The organism is Pseudomonas sp. 39004, assembly GCF_028682155.1.
Classification (GTDB): domain Bacteria; phylum Pseudomonadota; class Gammaproteobacteria; order Pseudomonadales; family Pseudomonadaceae; genus Aquipseudomonas; species Aquipseudomonas capeferrum.
This window is the reverse complement of the sequence record NZ_JANIAG010000088.1, coordinates 1-22,843: the sequence shown is the minus strand read 5'-3', so window position 1 is coordinate 22,843 and position 22,843 is coordinate 1. Positions and strand designations below refer to the sequence as shown.

At 63.8% G+C, this 22,843-nt stretch carries 19 protein-coding genes; 11 read left to right on the top strand and 8 right to left on the bottom strand.

The window, feature by feature from the left end; genetic code table 11:
* On the bottom strand, positions 1-1,401 hold a 1,401-nt coding region (locus NP534_RS16090; protein WP_274099364.1), incomplete at its 3' end, for an aminotransferase-like domain-containing protein.
* Between the two features lie 178 nt (positions 1,402-1,579).
* Between NP534_RS16090 and NP534_RS16085 the strand changes: the two genes are divergently transcribed.
* The gene (locus tag NP534_RS16085) at positions 1,580-1,810 is read left to right on the top strand and encodes a DUF1127 domain-containing protein (protein ID WP_274099363.1); all 231 of its coding nucleotides are present in this window, start codon (positions 1,580-1,582) and stop codon (positions 1,808-1,810) included.
* A 92-nt stretch (positions 1,811-1,902) separates the two neighbouring features.
* Here NP534_RS16085 and NP534_RS16080 read toward each other — a convergent pair whose 3' ends face one another.
* The gene (locus tag NP534_RS16080; RefSeq protein WP_274099362.1) at positions 1,903-3,195 is read right to left on the bottom strand and encodes an NAD(P)/FAD-dependent oxidoreductase; all 1,293 of its coding nucleotides are present in this window, start codon (positions 3,193-3,195) and stop codon (positions 1,903-1,905) included.
* Between the two features lie 162 nt (positions 3,196-3,357).
* Here NP534_RS16080 and NP534_RS16075 point away from each other — a divergent pair, with 162 nt between their 5' ends.
* On the top strand, positions 3,358-3,711 hold the full coding sequence (locus tag NP534_RS16075; RefSeq protein WP_274099361.1) for a YkgJ family cysteine cluster protein: 354 nt from the start codon (positions 3,358-3,360) through the stop codon (positions 3,709-3,711).
* Positions 3,712-3,713: 2 nt separating this feature from the next.
* Here NP534_RS16075 and dadR read toward each other — a convergent pair whose 3' ends face one another.
* Positions 3,714-4,202 (bottom strand): transcriptional regulator DadR, encoded by a 489-nt coding sequence (gene dadR / locus NP534_RS16070; RefSeq protein ID WP_003258963.1) that lies wholly within the window; start codon positions 4,200-4,202, stop codon positions 3,714-3,716.
* Between the two features lie 155 nt (positions 4,203-4,357).
* Between dadR and dadA the strand changes: the two genes are divergently transcribed.
* The 5 genes from dadA to NP534_RS16045 all read left to right on the top strand — a co-directional run bounded on the left by dadA (position 4,358) and on the right by NP534_RS16045 (position 10,038).
* Positions 4,358-5,659 (top strand): D-amino acid dehydrogenase, encoded by a 1,302-nt coding sequence (gene dadA / locus NP534_RS16065; RefSeq protein WP_033702277.1) that lies wholly within the window; start codon positions 4,358-4,360, stop codon positions 5,657-5,659.
* An 88-nt stretch (positions 5,660-5,747) separates the two neighbouring features.
* Positions 5,748-6,821 carry an alanine racemase gene (gene alr / locus NP534_RS16060; RefSeq protein ID WP_186663730.1) on the top strand — a complete coding sequence of 358 codons (1,074 nt, stop codon included), beginning with the start codon at positions 5,748-5,750 and terminating at the stop codon, positions 6,819-6,821.
* A 122-nt stretch (positions 6,822-6,943) separates the two neighbouring features.
* Positions 6,944-7,492 (top strand): cupin domain-containing protein, encoded by a 549-nt coding sequence (locus NP534_RS16055; RefSeq protein ID WP_033702273.1) that lies wholly within the window; start codon positions 6,944-6,946, stop codon positions 7,490-7,492.
* Between the two features lie 154 nt (positions 7,493-7,646).
* Complete coding sequence (locus NP534_RS16050; RefSeq protein WP_274099365.1) at positions 7,647-8,051, top strand: c-type cytochrome; 405 nt, start codon at positions 7,647-7,649, stop codon at positions 8,049-8,051.
* Positions 8,052-8,178: 127 nt separating this feature from the next.
* Complete coding sequence (locus NP534_RS16045; RefSeq protein ID WP_274099360.1) at positions 8,179-10,038, top strand: acetyl-CoA hydrolase/transferase C-terminal domain-containing protein; 1,860 nt, start codon at positions 8,179-8,181, stop codon at positions 10,036-10,038.
* Between the two features lie 94 nt (positions 10,039-10,132).
* Here NP534_RS16045 and NP534_RS16040 read toward each other — a convergent pair whose 3' ends face one another.
* Together NP534_RS16040 and rep are read right to left on the bottom strand one after the other, a co-directional pair.
* Entirely contained in the window at positions 10,133-10,705 is a 573-nt protein-coding gene (locus tag NP534_RS16040; protein ID WP_033702269.1) for a xanthine phosphoribosyltransferase, read from the bottom strand.
* A 65-nt stretch (positions 10,706-10,770) separates the two neighbouring features.
* Complete coding sequence (gene rep, locus NP534_RS16035; protein WP_274099359.1) at positions 10,771-12,780, bottom strand: DNA helicase Rep; 2,010 nt, start codon at positions 12,778-12,780, stop codon at positions 10,771-10,773.
* A 285-nt stretch (positions 12,781-13,065) separates the two neighbouring features.
* Between rep and NP534_RS16030 the strand changes: the two genes are divergently transcribed.
* Positions 13,066-14,730 carry a putative bifunctional diguanylate cyclase/phosphodiesterase gene (locus tag NP534_RS16030; RefSeq protein WP_274099358.1) on the top strand — a complete coding sequence of 555 codons (1,665 nt, stop codon included), beginning with the start codon at positions 13,066-13,068 and terminating at the stop codon, positions 14,728-14,730.
* Positions 14,731-14,764: 34 nt separating this feature from the next.
* Here NP534_RS16030 and NP534_RS16025 read toward each other — a convergent pair whose 3' ends face one another.
* Positions 14,765-16,153, bottom strand: a complete 1,389-nt coding sequence (locus tag NP534_RS16025; RefSeq protein WP_274099357.1) for a NorM family multidrug efflux MATE transporter — start codon at positions 16,151-16,153, stop codon at positions 14,765-14,767.
* Positions 16,154-16,310: 157 nt separating this feature from the next.
* Here NP534_RS16025 and NP534_RS16020 point away from each other — a divergent pair, with 157 nt between their 5' ends.
* Entirely contained in the window at positions 16,311-17,264 is a 954-nt protein-coding gene (locus NP534_RS16020) for a LysR substrate-binding domain-containing protein (RefSeq protein WP_274099356.1), read from the top strand.
* A 3-nt stretch (positions 17,265-17,267) separates the two neighbouring features.
* Here NP534_RS16020 and hglS read toward each other — a convergent pair whose 3' ends face one another.
* Both hglS and NP534_RS16010 read right to left on the bottom strand, forming a co-directional pair.
* Positions 17,268-18,662 carry a 2-oxoadipate dioxygenase/decarboxylase HglS gene (hglS, locus tag NP534_RS16015; protein WP_274099355.1) on the bottom strand — a complete coding sequence of 465 codons (1,395 nt, stop codon included), beginning with the start codon at positions 18,660-18,662 and terminating at the stop codon, positions 17,268-17,270.
* 130 nt (positions 18,663-18,792) lie between these two features.
* Positions 18,793-19,683: a LysR family transcriptional regulator gene (locus NP534_RS16010; protein ID WP_274099354.1), complete on the bottom strand. Its 891-nt coding sequence runs from the start codon at positions 19,681-19,683 to the stop codon at positions 18,793-18,795.
* Positions 19,684-19,818: 135 nt separating this feature from the next.
* On the opposite strand from NP534_RS16010, the gene amaB reads away from it, so the two are divergent.
* Together amaB and amaA are read left to right on the top strand one after the other, a co-directional pair.
* Positions 19,819-21,309 carry an L-piperidine-6-carboxylate dehydrogenase gene (gene amaB, locus NP534_RS16005; RefSeq protein WP_274099353.1) on the top strand — a complete coding sequence of 497 codons (1,491 nt, stop codon included), beginning with the start codon at positions 19,819-19,821 and terminating at the stop codon, positions 21,307-21,309.
* A gap of 170 nt (positions 21,310-21,479) precedes the next feature.
* Entirely contained in the window at positions 21,480-22,766 is a 1,287-nt protein-coding gene (amaA, locus tag NP534_RS16000) for an L-pipecolate oxidase (protein ID WP_274099352.1), read from the top strand.
* Positions 22,767-22,843: the final 77 nt, after the last annotated feature.

The window sequence follows — 22,843 nt, the reverse complement described above, 5'->3', positions numbered from 1 at the left end:
CGATCTGGCGGTTTCACCCACTTTGCGCACGGCGGCCTCGATTGACGGCGTAGGCAGGGCCGCGAAGTTCATGCGCAAGCAGTGACGGAACTTGCCCGAGGCAGAGAAAATGCTGCCCACGGCGATCTGTACACCTTGCTCCAGTAAAGCGCGGTTCAGCCGCAGCGTGTCGAAATGTTCAGGCAGTTCGACCCACAGCATGAAGCCACCCTGGGGCCGGCTGACACGCGTGCCCGGCGGGAAGTAACGGGTCACCCAGTCGCTCATCAGGTCGCGGCTGCGTTGGTACTGGCTGCGCATGCGCCGCACGTGAGGCTGGTAATGGCCGGCTTTGATGAAGTCGGCGATGGCCAGTTGGGGCTGGCTGGCGGTGCTGCCGGTGCTGATGTACTTCATGTGCAGCACCCGCTCCAGGTAACGCCCCGGCGCTACCCAGCCGATGCGCAGGCCGGGTGCCAAGGTCTTGGAGAACGAACTGCACAGCAATACACGGCCGTCGTCGTCGAACGACTTGAGGGTGCGCGGGCGCGGGTAGGTGTAGGCCAGGTCGCCGTACACATCGTCTTCGAGAATGGCCACGTCATAGCGCTGGGCCAGGCTGAGCAAGGCCTTCTTGCGCGCCTCGGGCATGATGTAACCCAATGGGTTGTTGCAGCTCGGGGTGATCTGGATGAGCTTGATCGGCCACTGCTCCAGGGCCAGTTCCAGTGCTTCGAGGCTGATGCCGGTGACCGGGTCGGTGGGGATCTCCAGCGCCTTCATGCCCAGGCCCTTGAGGGTTTGCATGGCGCCATGGAAGCTGGGCGAGTCGACCGCGACGATGTCGCCTGGCTCGCACACGGCGCGAATGCTGCAGGACAGCGCCTCATGGCAGCCGGTGGTCACCACCAGGTCCGCCGGGCTCAGGCGGCAGCCGGAGTCCAGCGTCAGGCGGGCGATCTGCTCGCGCAGGGCCAGGTTGCCATGGATGTTGTCGTAATAGAGGCCGGGCATGTCCTGGCGCCGGCTCAGCTGGGCGAGGCTGCGCAGCAGCGGCTTGAGGGTCGGGCTGTTGATGTCGGGCATGCCGCGCCCCAGTTGCATCACGTCCTGGCGTGGGGTGCTGCGGACCAGTTCCAGCACCTGCTCCCACTGGGAGATGTCCACGGGGCGCTGGGCTGGGCGGCTGACGGCGGGCAGGGCAGGGAGGTGGCGGCCTTCGCTGACGAAATAGCCGGATTTGGGCCGCGGCGAGACCATGCCGCTGTCTTCGAGCATGCGGTAGGCCTGTTGCACGGTGCTCAGGCTGACCCCGTGCTCCACGCTCAGGGCACGCACCGAGGGCAGGCGCTGACCAGGGCGATACAAGCCCTGTTCGATACGGGCGCCGAGCAACTCGGCGAGGTTGAGGTAAAGCGTCACGGCATACTCCAGCGCCGCTGAGCTGCAGCGACCAGTACAGTTGCGCTGAAAATACAGCATTCACCCGTCGATTCGCCAATTCTGTATGGGAATAATAAGCCGCTATTGGATCTGTATTGTCATCAGTGCCGGCGCGCATGCTTGCTTCACGGTATCAACTGATCGGGAGAACGCAGCGATGGGTGGCATGAGCGATGTGCGCTTGCAACTGATGGCCAAGGAGCTGGAAACCGGGCAGCACGCCAAGGTCTTCAACGCGCCGGCAGGCCTGGGCCGTTGGGGGCTGATGCTGCACCGCTGGCACACCCGTAGGGCCTTGTTGCAACTGACCGATGATGAATTGCGCGATGTCGGGCTGAGCTGGGAGCAGGCCCGAGAAGAGGGGCGTAAGCCATTTTGGAGGGATTGATTGAGGGCTACGAGGTGCATGGCTTGAGGGTGATGGCGGCGCTCGATTTGCGCGCCACTATCACCCTCAAGGCATGCTCCGCCTCACATCACCTAAACCAATTCCTTGAGCCGGTGCCAGAGCATCCCCAATGCCAGCAGTGGCGAGCGCAGGTGCTTGCCGCCGGGGAAGGTGATGTGCGGCACCTTGGCGAACAGGTCGAAGCGCCCGCTCTGCTGGCCGCTGATGGCCTCGCCAAGCAGGCGCCCGGCCAGGTGGGTGGCGTTGAGCCCATGGCCGGAATAGGCCTGGGCGTAGTAGACGTTCGGCTGGCTGGCCAAACGCCCGATCTGTGGTAGGCGGTTGGCCCCGATGCCAATCATGCCGCCCCATTGGAATTCGATGCGCACATCGGCCAACTGCGGGAATACTTTGAGCATCTTTGGCCGCATGTAGGCGGCAATGTCTTGCGGGTCGCGGCCGGAATAGTGGCAGGCACCGCCGAACAGCAGCCGCTGGTCGGCAGACAGCCGGTAGTAATCCAGCGCCACGCGCTGGTCGCACACGGCCATGTTCTGCGGCAGCAGCGCGCGGGCACGCGCGTCGCCCAGGGGCTCGGTGGCGATGATGTAGCTGCCGGCGGGCAGCACCTTGCCGCCCAGCTCGCGGTTGAGGCCGTTGTGGTAGGCGTTGCAGCACAGTACCAACGTCTTGGCACGGACCCTGCCTTGAGCGGTGTGTACCTTGACTTCGGGGCCGTACTCGATGCGCGTGACCTCTGACTGCTCGAACAGCCGCACGCCAAGGCGGCTGGCCACGGCCGCTTCGCCGAGGGCCAGGTTGAGCGGGTGCAGGTGGCCCGAGCCCATGTCGATCAGGCCGCCCACATAGCGGTCGGAGCCGACCACGCTGTGGATATCGTCTTTCGCCACCAGACGCAGTTCGTGGCGATACCCCAGGCTGCGCAATGCTTCGGCTTCTTCGGCAAAGCCTTGCAGCTCGCCAGGTTTGTTGGCCAGGTCGCAATAGCCCCAGGTCAGGTCGCAGGCGATGTTGTGGCGCTCGACCCGCTCGCGGACGATCTCCACGGCCTCCAGGCCCATCAGCTTCATGCTGCGCACGCCTTCCTCGCCGATCACCGGGAGGAACTGCTCCAGGCCATGGCCGACACCGCGGATCAATTGCCCGCCGTTGCGCCCGCTGGCGCCCCAGCCGAGCTTGCAGGCTTCCAGCAGAATCACCGAGAGGCCACGTTCAGCCAGTTCGATGGCGGTGTTAATGCCTGAATAGCCACCGCCAATGATGCACACGTCGGCGCTGTGCTCGCCTTGCAGGAAGGCATGATCGGCGTGTGGCGCGCTGCTGGCGGCGTAATAGGAAGCGGCGTGCTGCGCGCTATGGATCATGGGGCAGGTCCTGGGCTTTTGGGCAGAAGGAGGGAGGATAAGCCGGGGTCGGAAGGTGGGCAACAAGGCGAGAGCCGCGTCCGCGTTCGCGGTTAAAGCTGTACCCACAGGGCCGGTGCAATGGGCCTATAATTCACCCCACCTTCTTGCCCTGTACCCGCCATGTCCTGCAACCGCCACAAGATCCACTTCCTGCGTGAACTCATCCCTTCTTTCGAGTGCGAGCCCGGCTGCCACGACTGCTGCGGCCCGGTCACCACCTCGGCCGAAGAAATGGCCCGCCTGCCGCGCAAGACCGAGGCCGAGCAAGCCGCTGCGCTGCAGCACCTGGACTGCGTGCACTTGGGCGCCAACGGCTGCACAGTGTATGAAGAGCGCCCGATGATCTGCCGCCTGTTCGGCACCACCCCACGCATGGCCTGCCCGCGCGGCCGTGGCCCGGAGCAGATGATCGAGCCCGAGGCCGAGCAGCTCGTTCATCAGTTCATTGCCACCACCCGCCAGGTGCTGGTCTAGCCTCAGTCCGGAATCGGCAGGCAGAGGCTCTCCTTCACCTCTTCCATCACGATGTAGCTCTTCGACTCGCGCACGTGCGGCAGCTTCAGCAGGATGTCGCCCAGCAGCTTGCGGTACGACGCCATCTCCGAAATACGCGCCTTTACCAGGTAGTCGAAATCGCCCGAAACCAGGTGGCACTCCAGCACATGGGGCAGCTTGAGCACCGCACGCCGAAACTCCTCGAAGGTGTCGCCAGACTTGTAGTCCAGGCTGATTTCGACGAACACCAGCAAGCTGCCCTTCAGGTGCTGCGGATTGAGCCGGGCGTTGTAGCCCATGATGATGCCCTCGCGTTCCAGGCGGCGGACGCGCTCGGTGCACGGGGTGGTGGAAAGCCCAACTTTCTCGCCCAGTTCGGTGAAGGAAATACGCCCGTCATTCTGCAGGATCCGCAGTATGTTGCGGTCGATCTTGTCCAGTTCACGCTTGCTCTGGTGCTGGGTTCTCATAGGGGATGCCCCTCCGTGAAAGGCAATATTGCCGAGAATTCTCGCCAAATATAGGCTTTTATATAGTGAATTGCACTGGTCTGTAATTTTTATACTGCGCGCATCCATGCCATTTCAACAAAAGACAGCGGTGCGCCGCGTGCGAGGGATCAACAATGCGAGTTCTGGTACTTGGTAGCGGTGTGATCGGAACCGCCAGTGCCTATTATCTGGCCCGGCAAGGTTACGAAGTGACGGTGGTCGACCGCCAGCCGGCGGTGGCCATGGAAACCAGCTTCGCCAACGCAGGCCAGATCTCGCCCGGCTATGCCTCGCCCTGGGCCGCCCCGGGTGTACCGCTTAAGGCCATCAAGTGGTTGCTCGAACGCCACGCGCCCCTGGCCATCAAGCTGACCGGCGACGTTGACCAGTACCTGTGGATGGCACAGATGCTGCGCAACTGCACCGCCAGCCGTTATGCGGTGAACAAGGAGCGCATGGTGCGTCTGTCCGAGTACAGCCGTGATTGCCTCGACGAGCTGCGCGCCGAAACCGGCATCGCTTATGAAGCCCGCACCCTGGGCACCACCCAGTTGTTCCGCACCCAGGCGCAGGTCGATGCCGCCGCCAAGGACATCGCCGTGCTCGAGCAGTCCGGTGTGCCTTATGAACTGCTCGACCGCGATGGCATCGCCCGCGTCGAACCGGCCCTGGCCGGGGTAAAAGACATCCTGGCCGGTGCCCTGCGCCTGCCCAACGACCAGACCGGCGACTGCCAGCTGTTCACCACCAAGCTTGCCGACATGGCGCTGAAGCTGGGTGTGGAGTTCCGCTTCGGCCAGGACATCCAGCGCCTGGACTTCGCCGGCGACCGCATCAATGGCGTGTGGATCGACGGCAAGCTGGAAACTGCCGACCGCTACGTGCTGGCCCTGGGCAGCTACTCGCCGCAGATGCTCAAGCCGCTGGGCATCAAGGCGCCGGTCTACCCGCTCAAGGGTTACTCGCTGACGGTGCCGATCACCAACGCCGACATGGCGCCGACCTCGACCATTCTCGATGAAACCTACAAGGTCGCCATCACCCGTTTCGACAACCGCATCCGCGTCGGCGGCATGGCTGAGATCGCCGGTTTTGACCTGTCGCTGAACCCGCGTCGACGCGAAACGCTGGAGATGATCGTCAACGACCTTTATCCTCGCGGCGGTGACCTGAGCCAAGCCAGTTTCTGGACCGGCCTGCGCCCGGCGACCCCGGACGGTACACCGATCGTGGGTGCCACTGCGTTCCGTAACCTGTTCCTGAACACCGGTCACGGGACCTTGGGCTGGACCATGGCGTGCGGCTCTGGTCGCCTGTTGGCAGACCTGATTGCGCGCAAGAAGCCGCAGATCAGTGCCGAAGGCCTGGATATTTCCCGTTATGGCAACAGCCGGGAAGCCACCAAGCAAGGCCAGACCGCGCCCGTGCATCAATGATTTGAAGGCCTGCGCTGGCCTCTTCGCGGGGTTACCCGCGAAGAGGCAAACACCGTTATTAAACTGAACCACCATAAGGCATGCCGCCATGCGTCCCGCCCGCGCCCTGATCGACCTCCAGGCCCTGCGCCACAACTACCGCCTTGCCCGTGAACTGACCGGCGCCAAAGCCCTTGCCGTGATCAAGGCCGATGCCTACGGCCACGGCGCGGTGCGTTGCGCCCTGGCACTGGAGGCCGAAGCCGATGGCTTTGCCGTGGCCTGCATCGAAGAAGCGCTGGAGCTGCGCGCAGCTGGCATCAAGGCCCCAGTGCTGTTGCTCGAAGGCTTCTTCGAGGCCAGCGAACTCGCCCTGATCGCCGAGCACGACCTGTGGTGCGTGGTGCATTCGCTGTGGCAGCTCGAAGCAATCGAAAAGACCCAGGTGCACAAGCCGCTGACCGTCTGGCTGAAGCTCGACAGCGGCATGCACCGTGTCGGCCTGCACCCCAAGGATTATCACGAGGCGTATCAGCGCCTGCTGGCTACTGGCAGCGTCCTGCGCATCGTATTGATGAGCCACTTCGCCCGTGCCGACGAACTGGACGCCGACGCCACCGCCGAGCAGATCGCGGTGTTCGAGGCCGCGCGCCAGGGGCTGGCCGCCGAGTGCAGCTTGCGCAACTCGCCTGGGGTACTGGCGTGGCCACAGGCAGGCGGCGACTGGGTGCGCCCGGGCCTCATGCTGTATGGCGCCACACCTTTCGAAGTGGCCCAGGCCGAGGCTGAACGCCTGCAACCGGTAATGACCCTGCAATCGCGGGTCATCAGCGTGCGCGAGCTGCCGGCCGGCGAGCCGGTGGGCTACGGCGCCAAGTTCATCGGCACGCGGCCGACCCGTGTCGGCGTGGTCGCCATGGGCTATGCCGATGGCTACCCACGCCAGGCGCCCAATGGCACCCCGGTGATGGTCGCGGGCAAGCGCAGCCAGCTGATTGGCCGGGTGTCGATGGACATGCTGTGCATCGACCTGACCGATGTGCCCGAGGCTACCGTGGGCAGCCCGGTGGAGCTGTGGGGCAAGCAGGTGCTGGCCAGCGAGGTGGCTGCCCATGCCGGCACCATTCCGTACCAGATTTTCTGCAACCTCAAGCGGGTGCCGAGGGACTACTGTGGTGAGTAAGTGCGACGAATAAGACGCTGAAGCGGACAGGTTGCAGGGTGGTGTGTTGTAAATACTGAACGGCATTGCCATGATATCGTTCACATTCACCCCCTCTCTTCCCGTTTCAGGAGGCTCCAGCTTTGGACGTCGGCGAACGACTGCAAGCCATCCGCAAGCTCAAGGGCCTGTCACAACGTGAGCTCGCCAAGCGCGCGGGTGTCACCAACAGCACCATCTCGATGATCGAGAAAAACAGCGTCAGCCCTTCGATCAGTTCGCTGCGCAAGGTGCTGAGTGGCATTCCGATGTCCATGGTCGAGTTCTTTTCGGTCGAACTGGCCGCCGAGAGCCCTACGCAGGTCGTCTACAAGGCCCATGAGCTGATCGATATCTCGGACGGTGCGGTGACCATGAAGCTGGTGGGCAAGTCGCACCCCAACCGCGCCATTGCGTTTCTCACCGAGGTCTACCCACCGGGTGCCGACACCGGCGCCGAGATGCTTACCCACGACGGTGAAGAGACCGGCATCCTGCTTGAAGGCCGGCTTGAGCTGGTGGTCGGCAACGAGATTTTCATCCTCGAAGAGGGCGACAGCTACTACTTCGAAAGCACCCGCCCGCACCGCTTTCGCAACCCTTTCAAGGAACCTGCCCGGTTGATCAGCGCCGCGACGCCTTCAAACTTTTGATCCAGCGCAGTGCATTGTTTCGGCAATACCCCTTTCCTGTGTGGGGTCGTTTCACGGCCTCTGGGTTCCCGCTATACTTTTTAACGCTCGCCGATCCGTGGCCGCGAGCGTGATTAGCCACCATGAGGGTGTACGCGTGAACCAAATCAAGAAGATGCTGGCCGTACCAGCAGCCGTATTCGCCCTCTGGGCAATGAGCGCAACCGCTGCAACCAATGACGACATCGCCAAGCGCCTAGAACCGGTGGGCCAGGTGTGCATCCAGGGCCAGGAGTGCAAGGGCATGGAGGTGGCCACTGCGGCGGCTGGCGGCGCTGCCAAGACGCCGGACGACATCATTGCCAAGCATTGCAATGCCTGCCATGGCACCGGCTTGCTGGGCGCGCCGAAAATCGGCGATACCGCCGCGTGGAAGGAACGTGCCGACCACCAGGGCGGCCTGGATGGCATCCTGGCCAAGGCCATTACCGGTATCAATGCCATGCCGCCGAAAGGCACCTGTGCCGATTGCTCGGATGATGACCTGATGGGTGCGATCAAGAAGATGTCGGGGTTGTAAGTAGCCGCTCAATTGCATGAAGCCCGCCTTTGATGGCGGGCTTTGTATATGTGCAGCCAGTGCCGGCAACCAACCCGCTGAACGCCGTGTCCAACCCCTGACCCCATGGAAGACTCAGGAGGCCAAGATGCACCTCTGCTCCATCGATCAGGCAGTCGACCAGGCGCTGTCGCGCCTGCCGGCCCACATTCACATGGGCCTGCCGCTGGGCCTTGGCAAACCCAACGCCTTCGTCAATGCGCTGTACGCCCGAGTGCGCGAACTGCCCGAGCGCCAGTTGACGATCTACACGGCCTTGTCCCTTGGCCGTCCACCCTTGGGCGACGGCCTGCAGCGGCGCTTCCTCGAACCCTTCATCGAGCGTGTGTTCGCCGATTACGAAGACCTCACCTACCTCGCCGACCTGCGCAACGACCAACTGCCGCCGAACATCCGCGTCGAGCAGTTCTTCATGCAGCCCGGCAGCCTGCTGCACAGCGAGAGCGCCCAGCAGGACTACGTCAGCAGCAACTACAGCCACGCCGCCCGTGACATCAACGCCAAGGGCCTTAACCTGATTGCCCAGATGGTGGCCGCCACCCCAGAAAAGCCCGTGCACCTGAGCTTGGCCTGTAACCCCGACATCACCCTCGACCTGCTGCCGATGATCGCCAAGCGCCGCGCGGCCGGTGAAACCATACTCATGCTTGGCCAGGTGCATGCCGAGCTGCCCTACATGCCGGGTGACTCGGAGCTGAGCATCGACGCATTCGACCTGCTGATCGATGAGGTGGAGCAACGCCGGCTGTTCTCCACGCCGAACATGCCGGTCACCACCCAGGACCATTGCATCGGCCTGCACGCCAGCACCCTGGTGCGTGATGGCGGCACCTTGCAGATAGGCATCGGCGCCATGGGCGATGCCGTGGCCGCTGCGCTGTTAGCGCGCCAGGGCGACAATGCGGGCTATCGGGCATTGATGGATGAACTGGATGTTGGCCCATGGCAAACCCTGATCCAGCGCGAAGGGGGGCTGGATGCCTTCGCCCAAGGCCTCTACGGATGCAGCGAAATGTTCGTCAACGGCCTGCTGGCGCTGGCGGAGGCGGGCGTGGTGCGGCGCCCGGCAGACGAGCAGGGCGTATTGGTGCATGGCGGGTTTTTCCTCGGCCCGCGGGCGTTCTACCAACGCTTGCGGGACATGCCGCTGGAGCAGCGCGCACGGTTTGCCATGACGCGTATCAGTTTCATCAATGAGCTGTATGGCCAGGAAGAACTGAAGCGCCGCCAGCGCCGGGATGCGCGGTTCATCAATACGGTATTCACCATGACCCTGCTGGGCGCGGGGGTGGCCGACCAGCTGGAGGATGGCCGTGTGCTCAGCGGCGTGGGCGGGCAGTACAATTTCGTCGCCCAAGGCCACGCGCTGGAGGGCGGGCGATCGATACTGCTGTTACGTAGCTGGCGCGAGGCGGCGGGCCAGGTCAGCTCGAACCTGCTGTGGGCCTACGGCCACTGCACCATCCCCAGGCACCTGCGCGATATCGTGGTGACCGAGTACGGCATCGCCGACCTGCGCGGGCAGACCGACAGTGAAGTGATTGCGCGGTTGTTGGCGGTCAGTGATTCGAGGTTCCAGGGCGAGCTGATCGAACAGGCCCAGAAGGCCGGCAAGTTGGCCAGGGATTTCCAGCTGGAAGCACGCTTTACCGACAACACGCCAGAGCGCCTTGAGGCCATCCGGGCGCGCCATGCAGGGCTGTTTCCGGAGTATCCGCTGGGCACCGATTTCACGGCCGAAGAGCGTGACTTGCTGCGGGCGTTGAACTGGCTGAAGAGCAAGTTCAGGTTGAGCGAGGTACTGGGGCTGGGCAAGGCAGCGCTGGATGCGCCGGGGCCGGAGGGGTATGCGGCGCAGTTGGCGCGCATGGGGTTGGGGGATCCCCAAGGGCTGAAGGAAGAAATCTATCAGCGGTTATTGCTGGCGGGTTTGGCGGCGACCCGATAATTGTCGGGGCCGCAGAGCGGCCCTTTCGCGACGCAAGGCCGCTCCTGCAGGCTCGCGCGATCTGCTTCACCTATAGGAGCGGCCCCAACGGCGATCACTCGATGAAGCTGACCACACCACCTGCCAGCGACTTCACCCGCGCCAGCGATTCAACGCGGTAGCCCTGGCTGTCCAGCTCGGCACGGCCGCCCTGGAACGACTTCTCGATGACGATACCCAGCCCGGCCACCGTGGCGCCAGCTTGCTTGATGATCGAGATCAGTGCCTGCGACGCCTTGCCGTTGGCCAGGAAGTCATCGATCACCAGCACGCGGTCGCTGCTGTTGAGATGACGCGGCGAGATGGCCACGGTGTTCTCGGTCTGCTTGGTGAAGGAGTACACCGAGGCAGTCAGCAGGTTCTCGGTCAGGGTCAGCGACTGGTGCTTGCGCGCAAAGATCACCGGCACGCCCAGCTTCAGGCCCGTCATCACTGCCGGGGCAATGCCCGAGGCTTCGATGGTGACGATCTTGGTCACGCCGGCGTCGGCGAACAGGCGGGCGAACTCGTCACCGATCAACTGCATCAGCGCAGGGTCGATCTGGTGGTTGAGAAACGCGTCGACTTTGAGAACCTGATCGGAAAGCACGATGCCTTCTTCGCGAATCTTCTGATGCAGTGCTTCCACTGTGGTTTTCCTCGATGTAGCAAAGGTGGCCGCAACAGCGGCAACGGTTAAAGAGTAAGGGTTGATCAGCGTTTGAGCATCGCCCGAATATCGGCCAGTGCGTTGTTGCCACGCGCAGCTTTGACTTCGACTGGCGCATCGTCCAGGCCTTCCCAGGCCAGGTCGTCCGGCGGCAGTTCGTCGAGGAACCGGCTCGGTGTGCAGTCGATGATTTCGCCGTACTGCTTGCGCTTGGCCGCAAAGGTGAAGGCCAGGGTCTGGCGCGCGCGGGTGATGCCCACGTAGGCCAGGCGGCGTTCTTCTTCGATGGTGTCGGCTTCGATGCTGGAGCGGTGCGGGAGGATCTCTTCTTCCATGCCCATGATGAACACGTAAGGGAATTCCAGGCCCTTGGAGGCATGCAGGGTCATCATCTGCACGCCTTCGGCGTTTTCTTCCTCTTCCTGCTGGCGCTCGAGCATGTCGCGCAGCACCAGCTTGCCGATGGCGTCCTCGATGGTCATGTCACCCTCTTCATCCTTTTCGAGGGTGTTTTTCAGCGCTTCGATCAGGAACCAGACGTTGCTGATACGGAACTCCGCCGCCTTGTCGCTGGCGGTTTGCTGGCGGATCCAGTTCTCGTAGTCGATGTCGCGGATCATTTCGTGCAGCGCGGCGATCGGGTCGTCCAGCGCCACCTTGTGGCGCACCCCGTCCAGCCAGTGCTTGAAGCGCTGCAGGCGCTCGGTGTAACGGGCGTCCAGGTGCTCGCCCAGGCCCAGCTCCTCGCTGGCGGCGTACATCGAGATACCGCGTTCGGTCGAATAGTTACCGAGCTTTTCCAGGGTCGTGGAGCCGATTTCCCGGCGCGGCACGTTGATGACCCGCAGGTAGGCGTTGTCGTCGTCGGGGTTCACCAGCAAGCGCAGGTAGGCCATGAGGTCCTTGACCTCCTGGCGGCCGAAGAAACTATTGCCGCCAGACAGGCGATACGGCACCTGGTGGTGCTGCAGCTTGAGTTCGATCAGCTTGGCCTGGTAGTTGCCGCGGTAGAGGATGGCGAAGTCGCTGTACGGGCGGTTGGTGCGCAGGTGCAGGGTGAGGATTTCCATGGCCACACGTTCGGCCTCGGCTTCCTCGTTCTTGCAACGGATCACGCGGATCTCGTCGCCCACGCCCATCTCGCTCCACAGCTGCTTTTCGAACGCGTGCGGGTTGTTGGCGATCAGCACGTTGGCGCAGCGCAGGATGCGGCTGGTGGAGCGGTAGTTCTGCTCCAGCATGACGATTTTAAGGGAGGGGTAGTCCTCCTTGAGCAGCATCAGGTTCTCGGGCCGCGCGCCGCGCCAGGCGTAGATCGACTGGTCGTCGTCGCCGACCACGGTGAACTGGTTGCGCATGCCGATCAGCATTTTCACCAGCAGGTACTGGCTGGCGTTGGTGTCCTGGTATTCGTCGACCAGCAGGTAGCGCACGCGGTTCTGCCAGCGCTCCAGCACCTCGGGGTGTTCCTGGAAGAGCTTGACCGGCTGCAGGATCAGGTCGTCGAAGTCCACCGCATTGAACGCCTTGAGCGTGCGCTGGTAGTGGGTATAGACGATGGCGGCGGTCTGCTCGCGCGGGTTGCGAGCCTTTTCCAGGGCCTCGGGGGGGAGGATCAGGTCGTTCTTCCAGGCACCGATCATGTTCTTGATCTCGTCGATGCCGTCGTCGCCGGAATACTCTTTCTGCATGATGTCCGACAGCAGCGCCTTGATGTCGGACTCGTCGAAGATCGAAAAACCAGGCTTGTAGCCCAGGCGCTCATGCTCCTTGCGGATGATGTTCAAGCCCAGGTTGTGGAAGGTGCACACGGTCAGGCCGCGGCCTTCCCCCGGCCGCAGCAGGGTGGCGACCCGCTCTTTCATCTCGCGCGCGGCCTTGTTGGTGAAGGTCATCGCCACGATGTACTGGGCACGGATGCCGCAGTTCTGGATGAGGTGGGCAATCTTGCGCGTGATCACGCTGGTCTTGCCGGAACCTGCACCGGCGAGCACCAAAAGAGGGCCGCCAACGTAGTCTCGGGCTTCCTGTTGCCGGGGATTGAGTCGGGACATGCTAGAAACCGGGGGTCGCCAGAAAATAGCCGCGCATTCTAACAGGCATGGGCCGGTTATGGCGCGACCGTCTGACGTCTGAGTCAGACTTTTGTCTGCGCATAAGCATTAGTCAGGCTCATGCTATTCATTGAAAAAATCGTATTTGCCGGTTGGCCTGGTTTCGCGCAGGATGCACGACGAAATGCGTCGGGGTGTACATGGCTAAAAATGGAAATCATTTTCATTAATGCAGTAGCATACCTGGCCTCTGCCGCTGCCCCGTCCAAGCCCTAAGGAGCCCGCTTGTCCACGCCTGTCGAACCTCTGCGTTTGCTGCTGTTGGCTGATGAGCCGGAATGGGCCGTGCTGTTGCGTGAGTGCGTGCAGGCCCTTGGCGGCAGCGCAGTGTTGTTGACCGCACCTGACTGGGAGTCGGTCGACAGCCTGTTCAGCCATGACCGCCAGGCCGTGATCCTGGCCACACCGGCCTTGCAGCCTGCCCCTGGGCGCTGTGAACTGCCCACCATCGTGCTGCTCGATCACGAGCCGGAGGTAGCGCCCGGCGGGGTCAGCGACTGGCTGGTGCGCGACCATCTCAATGCTGATGCCTTGCGCCGCTCGCTGCGCCATGTGCGCGAGCGCGGCGTGCTGGTGGCCACCTTGCAACGCCTGGCCGAGCAGGACCCACTGACCGGCATCGCCAACCGCCAGGGGTTTCAGGCCTTGCTGACGGCGCGCTTGGCAGAAGGTGATGGCCGTGGCCTGGCCCTCGGCCACCTCGACCTGGACAACTTCCGCCACGTCAACGACGCCCTCGGCCACCAGAGCGGAGACCGCCTTATCCTGCAGGTGGTGGTGCGGCTCAAGCAGCAGCTGGAGGCCGGTGACCTGGTGGCGCGCCTGGGCAGCGACGAATTTGCCCTGCTGATCGATACCCGCCGTGACCCGAATCGGGCCGAGTGGATGGCCGAACGCATCATCGAGGCCTTGGCCGAGCCCTACTGGATCGACGGCGAAAGCCTGCTGCTCGGCTGTAGCCTGGGCCTGGCGCATGCTCGCGCGCAGAGCGGTGCCGACCCCCTGATGTGGCATGCGCACATCGCCATGCGCCAGGCCAAGGGCAGCCAAGGCTGTACCTTTCATGTCTTCAATGAACGCATCAACCGCAACGCCCGCAGCCTTGCCGACCTGGAAAGCGAGCTGCGCCGGGCCCTGCGCCGTGACGAGCTGGAGCTGCACTACCAGCCACGGCTGAACCTGGCCGATGGGCGTATCGTCGGCCTGGAGGCGTTGGTGCGCTGGCGCCATGCCGAACGCGGCCTGTTGCCGCCCAGCGAGTTCGTGCCGCTGGCCGAGCAGAGCGGGCTGATCGTGCCGCTGGGCTACTGGGTGATATCGCGCGCGCTGCGTGACATGCAGGCGCTGTGCGAGCATGGCCTGGCGCCGCTGCACATGGCGGTGAACCTGAGCTTTCGCCAGTTTCAGGACAGCCAGCTACTGACGACCCTGAGCCGGTTGATCATCGAACACGGGGTCGATGCCCGCTGGCTGGAGTTCGAGCTGACCGAGACGGCGGTCATGCGCCGCAACGAGCTGGTACGCCAGACCATGGATGCCCTGGGGCGCCTGGGCGTGCGGTTTTCCCTGGATGATTTCGGCACGGGGTTCTCGTCGTTCGTGCACCTGAACAGCCTGCCGATCGCGTTGCTCAAGGTCGATCGCAGTTTTGTTGCCGAAATGGAAATGCGCGAAGAGAACCGCAAGCTGGTGCACGCAATGATCAACCTGGCGCACAACCTCAACCTTGAAGTGGTGGCCGAGGGGGTCGAGAGCGAGGCACAGATGGCCTTGCTGCGTGAGTTCGGCTGTGACCAGGTGCAGGGGTTTCTGGTCAGCAAGCCGCTGCCGGTAGGGGAGTTGATGGCGTTTTTGCAGGAAAGTGGCAAGCCGCACCTGGTCAGCGTGTGAAATAGCCGGGGAGGGCAAAGCGCCCCCCGGGTATTCAGACCGTCACCGCTGCCTTGCTGCCAGCCCCAGCCTTGCGCAGCAACCGCTTCATCCGCCATTCAAAGCCAAAGGTCAGCGCCACTGCCGCGCAGGCCAGCCCCAGCGCCAGCCCCCACCAGATCCCGACCGCGCCGCCACCCAGGTTGAAGGCGAACAGCCAGGCGCTGGGTGCGCCCACCAGCCAGTAGCAGCACAGCCCGATCAGGAAGGTGGTCTTGGCATCCTTCAAACCACGGATCGAGCCCATGGCGATGGTCTGCATGCCATCGAACAGTTCAAACCACGCCGCCACCATCACCAGTTGCACGGCCAAGTGGTAGATGGCCGCGAACGCCGGGTCGTTGCGGTCGATGAACAACCCCACCAAGGCATCCGGCAACAGCCAGAACAGCGCGGCGAAGGCGAACATGATCATCCCCCCGAAACCGATGCCCACCCGGCCTGCGCTGCGGGCGGCGAGCAGGTTGCCGCCGCCGTAGTACAAGCCCACGCGCATGGTCACGGCATAGGACAGCCCGGTGGGCACCATGAACGCCGTCGAAACGATCTGCAGCGCGATCTGATGCGCCGCCAGTTCCGTGCTGCCGAGCACGCCCATGCACAGCGCGGCAAAGGCGAACAGGCCGACCTCGACCATGTACGTGCCGCCAATCGGCAGGCCCAACCGCCACAACTCGCGCAGGGCCGGCAGCGAAGGGCGCGACAGGCCCTTGCGCAGCGGGTAGGCGGCATAGGCCGAATGCCAGCGGATGTACAGCGCCAGGGCAATGGCCATGCCCATCGACACCACCGCAGTGACCAGGCCGATGCCCATCAGGCCCAGCTTGGGCAGGCCGAACATGCCTTCGATCATTGCGACGTTGAGCAGGTAGTTGAGCACCGTGCCAATCACGCTGATGACCATTACCGGCGTCGAGCGGCCGAGGGCGCTGGTGAACCCGCGCAAGGCCATGAAGGTCAGGTAGCTGGGCAGGGCCAGCGGCAGCAGGGTGAGAAACTCGGCTGCCGAGGCGACGTTGTCCGGCTGCTGGCCGAACATCAGCAATACCGGCTCCAGGTTCCACAGCGCCAGCGCCGCGACCAGCGCCAGGCCCCAGGCCAGCCACAAGCCGTTCTGGGCCAGGCGGGTGACGCCTTCGATGTCGTTGGCGCCCTTGCGGATGGCCACCAGCGTGCCGACGGCGGCGATCACGCCCAGGCAGAAAATCGACACGAACGAGTAGCTGGCAGCGCCCAGGCCACCGCCGGCCAGTGCTTGTGGGCTGATGCGGGCCATCATCAGGGTGTCGGTCAGCACCATCAGCATGTGCGCCAACTGCGAGGCGATCAGCGGCCCGGCCAGGCGCAGCAAAGCCTTGAGTTCGGTGGTGGGCGCTACATGCATGTGAGTAGTCCTTCTTCCTGATTTCTGTAAACAAGGGGCGAGTCTGAGGCTTTGGTCAACTTTGCACAAAAGGATAAAAGCGATCATTGGCATGAGTCTGACTCATGGGTATATGCTGCGGTCGATCGGTTTCACAGCCCCGTATGGCAGGTGCCTCATGTCTCGTCAGCTCCCTCCGTTGTATGCCTTGCGCGCATTCGAAGCCGCTGCCCGGCTGAGCTCCTTCACCCGCGCCGGCGAAGAGCTGTCCATTACCCAGAGTGCTGTCAGCCGTCATATACGCACCCTTGAGCAGCACTTCGCCTGCCGCCTGTTCGTGCGCAGCGGCCGCAGCCTGCAACTGACCGAAGCGGCAAGGGTGTTGCTGCCCGGCGTACGCGAAGGCTTCGCTGCGCTGGAGCGGGCGTGCGATACCTTGCGTGGTGAAGATGACATCCTGCGCATGAAAGCGCCCTCTACCCTGACCATGCGCTGGTTGCTGGCGCGCCTGAGCCGCTTTCGTCACCTGCAGCCGGGCAACGAAGTGCAACTGACCAGTGCCTGGATGGAAGTCGACCATGTCGATTTCAACCAGGAGCCTTTCGATTGCGCGGTGTTGCTCAGCGATGGCGTGTTCCCGGCACATTGGGAGGTGCGCCGGTTGTTTCCCGAACTGCTGATCCCGGTGGGCGCACCGGACCTGCTCGACGAAGCACCGTGGGACGAGCATCGGCTGGCCTGTTTCGAGCTGTTGCACCCGACGGTGGACAAGCGCGACTGGCGAGAGTGGCTGCAGCGCATGGGGCTTGGCGACAAGGTCTCGCTCAAGGGCGGCCAGGTGTTCGACACCCTGGAGTTGGGCATGATCGCGGCGGCGCGTGGTTATGGCATATCCATGGGCGACTTGCTGATGGTGGCCGAGGATGTGGCGCAGAAGCGCCTGAGCCTGCCCTGGCCGACGGCGGTACCCAGCGGCATGGACTACTACCTGGTGTGGCCGCGTACCCGGCCGGGCGGCGAGCGGCTGCGGCGGTTGAGCGCGTTTCTGCACGACGAGGTGGCAGCCATGGACCTGCCGAAGGTGGAAATCCTGCCGGCGATTGGGCCGCAGCGCGACCCAATGCGCCCCTGAGTCTTACATCGAGCCCAGGTTCAAGGCCTGCGCACAGGCCTGCAACGAGCGGCGCTCGCTTTGCGCATACAAGGCCAGTTCATCCTGCACCTTCAGCCCCAGTGCGGCCTCGAAGGCCTCACGGTTAGCGTTGCTGCCGTAGTCTGCCTGCGCATCATCGCCCAGGTTGGACTGGAAGATCCCTGCCGCGCTTACCGGCAGGAAGTCTTCATACACCAGCGCCTCGAAGTGCACATGCCCTGCCTCGATCAGCCCCTGCAGGGTGGTCGGGCGCTCGCGCTGATCGCGTGCGGCCAGGCCTTTTTCGGTGGCGAAGTAACGGAAGTACGCCAGGCCTTGCTCGCGCATCTGCGCCAGGTCATCCGGGAATTCCGCGAAGGTCTGGCTCAACAGTGCCTTGTAACGCTCGGCATTGGCTTCGGCGGGGGCACCGCCCAAGGCCGCGCGCGTGGCATCGAGCAACTTGTCGTAAAGCTGGCGGCCCTTCGGCGTCAGCGCCGCACCGCGCTGTTCGATCTCGCCGAAACGTGCGGTGTGGCTGCCCTCGCTGCCTTGCTGGTCGCAGAAGGCGACCTTTTCCTGCAGTGCCTTGAAGCTGGTCTGGCGCAGCAGGATCGGGTGACGACGGGTGGGCGGGCCTTCGACCACGGCTTTTGGCGGGATGCCCTTGGCCGGCATGCCGACCTGGATCGCGTCGATGTCCAGGGTGCGCGGGGTGAGGTGGTTGATGTGCGGGCCTTTGAAGGCCACCACATCGGCGATCAAACGGTGCTGGTCGTGCAGTTTCTGGTACTGCTCGGCGGTTACCGTGGCGTCGTGGTGCCAGCGGAAGGTGTGCAACGCTTCCTGCACGAAGGCTTCGGCGTCGGCCGCACTCAGGCCGCCGTCACGTTCGCACTGCTCGATCAGTTCAAGCACGCGCGGGGTGAAGATCTCGCGTTTGGCCAGGATGCCCTGCGCCAGCTCACGCAGCTGTGGGTTGTCGATCAGTTCCAGGCGCAGCAGCGAGGTGAACACGCGGAACGGGCTGACATGCAGCGATTGCTCGTGCACGGCGCGAAATGCCGTGGAATGCACCGGTACGCCCGCCGAGCTGAGGTCGTAGTAGCCGACGGGCTCCATGCCCATCACCGCGAACAGTTTGGCGATGGTGGCCAGCTCTTCGGCGGTGCCGACACGGATGGCACCGTGGCGCTCCTGGTCCAGGCGTTCGATTTCGCCGGTCCAGCGCAGCGCTTCGGCCACTTTGGGTTGCTGGGCCATGACCTGCTGGTTGATTTCGCTCACCAGCTCCAGCAACGTGCCATACAGCGGCACTTCCTGTTTGTACATGAGCGACATGGCGGCAGAGAACTGCGCGCGGATGCTGTCTGGGCTGACGAAATCGTGGGCGGGCATCGCTAGCTTCCTGGTTAGGTTCGGACGCTTACATGAAAGCTGGGAATGCACATGGCTCACAAGCGAAAAAAAGTGGGTGTGTCATTCCTTTTTTGATCGACCTAAGGGCCGCAAAGCGGCCCCGGCACGCTCAATGCTGCAACTGCTCGCGCACCCACTCCACCAACGCCCGCACCTTGGGCACTTCCGCCGCATGCTCGGCATACGCCAGGTAATGCGCCCCGGTACTGCGCATTGCATGATTCCACGGAATGACCAGGCTCCCTTCATTCAATTCCTTGGCCACCAGGTACCGCGGCACCAACGCCACCCCACACCCCGCCTGCGCGGCGCTCAAGGCCATGTAGAAGGTATCGAACCGCGGCCCGTGATAGCTGCTGACGCTGTGCAGCCCCAGCTCGAGAAACCACTCATGCCACGCTTCCGGCCGCGATGTGCTCTGCAGCAGCACCAGTTCGGCCAACTCTCCCGCATCGGCCAGCGCCCGCCCGGCCAACAGCTCTGGCGCGCACACCGGTACCACCTCTTCGCGGAACAGCTCTACGCAGGTCGCCCCCGGCCAGGTGCCCTGCCCATAGAAGAACACCACGTCCGCCGAGCCTTGCAGCAAGGCGAACGGCTCCATCTCGTTGCGGATGTCCAGGTGGATATTGTTGTGGCGTTTGCCAAACCCCTTGAGGTGGGGGATCAACCAGCGCACGCCAAAACTCGGTTGAGTGGCTACCTTCAATATCTCGGTCTGCTCGCCATAGGTCAGGATGTAGCGGCTGGAGATGTCGACCTGGGTGAGGATCTTGTTGACCTCGGCCAGGTACAGGCTGCCGGCTGGGGTCAGTTGCAGGCGGCGGCGAATGCGCAGGAACAGGTGGTGGCGCAGCATGTCTTCGAGCTGCGCCACCTGCTTGCTGACCGCGCTCTGGGTCAGGTGCAGCTCTTCGGCGGCACGGGTGAAGCTTAAATGACGCGCTGCGGCTTCAAAGCACTGCAGGGCGGTCATGGAGGGCACCAGGCGTTTGGACATAGCGGTCTCTGCGGCTCAAATCATTACCTGACGGAATGATATGCGGAATAAAGGTCGTTTGTTGCACTGGTGTGATCGGATTAATACTGATCCACATCATTTTTCCACCCCATCACCGATGTAGGAGATGCACCAATGGTTGCTGGATTGCTCGAGCGTCTTGGCGTTGCCGCCGAGGCTTACACCCAGGGCGACTACCCTGTTCACACGCCGATCGACGGCAGCCAGATTGCCTCGGTGAAGCTGCTCGGCAAGGCCGAGACCATCGCCCGCATCGATCAGGCCCACAGCGCCTTCGAAGCCTGGCGCAGCGTACCGGCCCCACGCCGTGGCGAGCTGGTCCGCCTGTTCGGCGAAGTGCTGCGTGAGCACAAGGCCGACCTCGGCGAGCTGGTTTCGATCGAAGCCGGCAAGATTACCCAGGAAGGCCTGGGCGAAGTGCAGGAAATGATCGACATCTGCGACTTCGCCGTCGGCCTGTCGCGTCAGCTGTACGGCCTGACCATCGCCTCCGAGCGCCCGGGCCACCACATGCGTGAAAGCTGGCACCCGCTGGGCGTGGTTGGCGTGATCAGCGCCTTCAACTTCCCGGTGGCCGTCTGGGCCTGGAACACCGCGCTGGCCCTGGTGGCCGGTAACTCGGTGGTGTGGAAGCCGTCGGAAAAGACCCCACTGACCGCTCTGGCCTGCCAGGCGCTGTTCGAAAAAGCCCTGAAAGCCTTTGGCGATGCACCGGCTGGCCTGGCGCAACTGGTCATCGGTGGCCGTGAAGCGGGCGAAGCCATGGTCGACGACCCGCGTGTGCCGCTGGTCAGCGCTACCGGCAGCACCCGCATGGGCCGTGAAGTCGGCCCACGTGTCGCTGCCCGCTTCGGCCGCAGCATCCTCGAACTGGGCGGCAACAACGCCATGATCCTGGCGCCGAGTGCGGACCTGGACCTGGCCGTGCGTGGCATCCTGTTCTCGGCCGTCGGTACTGCCGGCCAGCGCTGCACCACCTTGCGCCGCCTGATCGTGCACCGTTCGGTCAAGGACGAAGTGGTTGCCCGCGTCAAAGCCGCCTACGCCAAGGTGCGTATCGGTGACCCACGCAAGGACAACCTGGTGGGCCCGCTGATCGACAAGCTGTCGTTCGACGCCATGCAGGGCGCGCTGGCCAAGGCCCGCGACGAAGGCGGCCAGGTGTTTGGCGGCGAGCGTCAGCTGGCTGACCAGTACCCGAACGCCTACTACGTATCCCCGGCCATCGCCGAGATGCCGGCCCAGAGCGACGTGGTGCGCCACGAAACCTTCGCGCCGATCCTGTACGTGCTGGCCTACGACGACTTCGAAGAGGCCCTGCGCCTGAACAACGAAGTGCCACAAGGCCTGTCCTCGTGCATCTTCACCACCGACATCCGTGAAGCCGAGCGCTTCCAGAGTGCCTCGGGCAGCGACTGTGGCATCGCCAACGTCAACATCGGCACCAGCGGCGCCGAGATCGGCGGTGCGTTTGGTGGCGAGAAGGAAACCGGCGGTGGCCGTGAGTCCGGTTCGGATGCCTGGAAAGGCTACATGCGTCGCCAGACCAACACCGTCAACTACTCGCGCGAGCTACCGCTGGCACAGGGTATCGTGTTCGACTGATGCTGCATGGCCGGGGGCATTGCCCCCGGTTCGCGGGGCAAGCCCGCTCCCACAGAAATCTTGCACACAACGCGATCTCTGTGGGAGCGGGCTTGCCTGCGAATGGGCCGCAAAGCGGCGCCAAAACACGAGATGCACCCGCAATAAGAACAACACTGCTGGAGCCGGCCATGTCCGAACTGCGTCAACAATGCTTGTGGGAATTCGTCAGCAAACCCACCGTCGCCGCCCAGGCCCTGGCCGGTGAACACAAGGCCGATGTCTGTGTCATCGGTGGCGGCATCACCGGCCTGTCCGCAGCCATCCACCTGCTGGAGCAGGGCAAGTCGGTGATCCTGCTGGAGGCTTGGCAGATCGGCCATGGAGGCTCCGGGCGTAACGTCGGCCTGGTCAACGCAGGCACCTGGATCCGCCCCGACGATGTCGAGGCGACCCTCGGCCAGAAGCAGGGCAGCCGCTTGAACAAGGTCCTCGGTGAGGCACCCGGCGAGGTCTTCGCCATGATCGAGCGCCTTGGCATCGACTGCCAGGCCCAGCACAAAGGCACGCTGCACATGGCGCACAACGCCACCGGCATCGCCGACCTCGAAGCCCGCCATGAACAGTGGAGCCGGCGAGGGGCTGATGTGGAGCTGCTGACCGGCGCCCAATGCCAGGAATACTGCGGTACCAACAAAATTTCCGCCGCGCTGCTCGACCGCCGCGCCGGCACCATCAACCCCATGGGTTACACCCAAGGCCTGGCCGCTGCGGTCTCGCGCCTGGGTGGCAAAGTGTTCCAGCAGTCGTCCGTCGAGGGCCTGGAACGCGAGGGTGATGGCTGGCGAGTGAAGACCGCGCGCGGCTCGGTGCGCGCCGACAAGGTGGTGATTTCCACCGGTGCCTACACCGAAGGCGACTGGAGCAACCTGCAGAAGCAGTTCTTCCGCGGTTACTACTACCAGGTGGCGTCCAAGCCGCTGCAGGGCGCCGCCGCCGACAAGGTACTGCCGCATGGCCAAGGCTCCTGGGACACCCGCACCGTGCTCAGCAGCATCCGCCGTGACGACCAGGGCCGTCTGCTGCTTGGCAGCCTGGGCCGGGTCGACAACAAGCCGGCCTGGTTCGTGCGCAGTTGGGCGGACCGGATCCAGAGCCATTACTACCCGGAGCTGGGCAAGGTCGAGTGGGAGATGCACTGGACTGGCTGCATCGACTTCACCCCCGACCACCTGATGCGCCTGTTCGAGCCGGCGCCTGGGTTGGTCGCGGTGACCGGTTACAACGGACGCGGCAACACCACCGGGACCGTGATCGGCCGGGCGTTTGCCGAGTTCCTGCTCAAGGGTGAGGCGGACAGCTTGCCGATTCCGTTCTCGCCGATGACCGGGGTGAGTGCGCCGTCGTTGCGCACGGCGTTCTATGAGTCCGGGTTCTCGCTGTACCACGCGGGGCAGTGCTTGAGAGTGGTGCTGTAAGGTACTGGTACGGTTCTGTAGGAGCGGCCTTGCGTCGCGAAAGGGTCGCGCAGCGGCCCCGGCGATTTTTGCTGCGC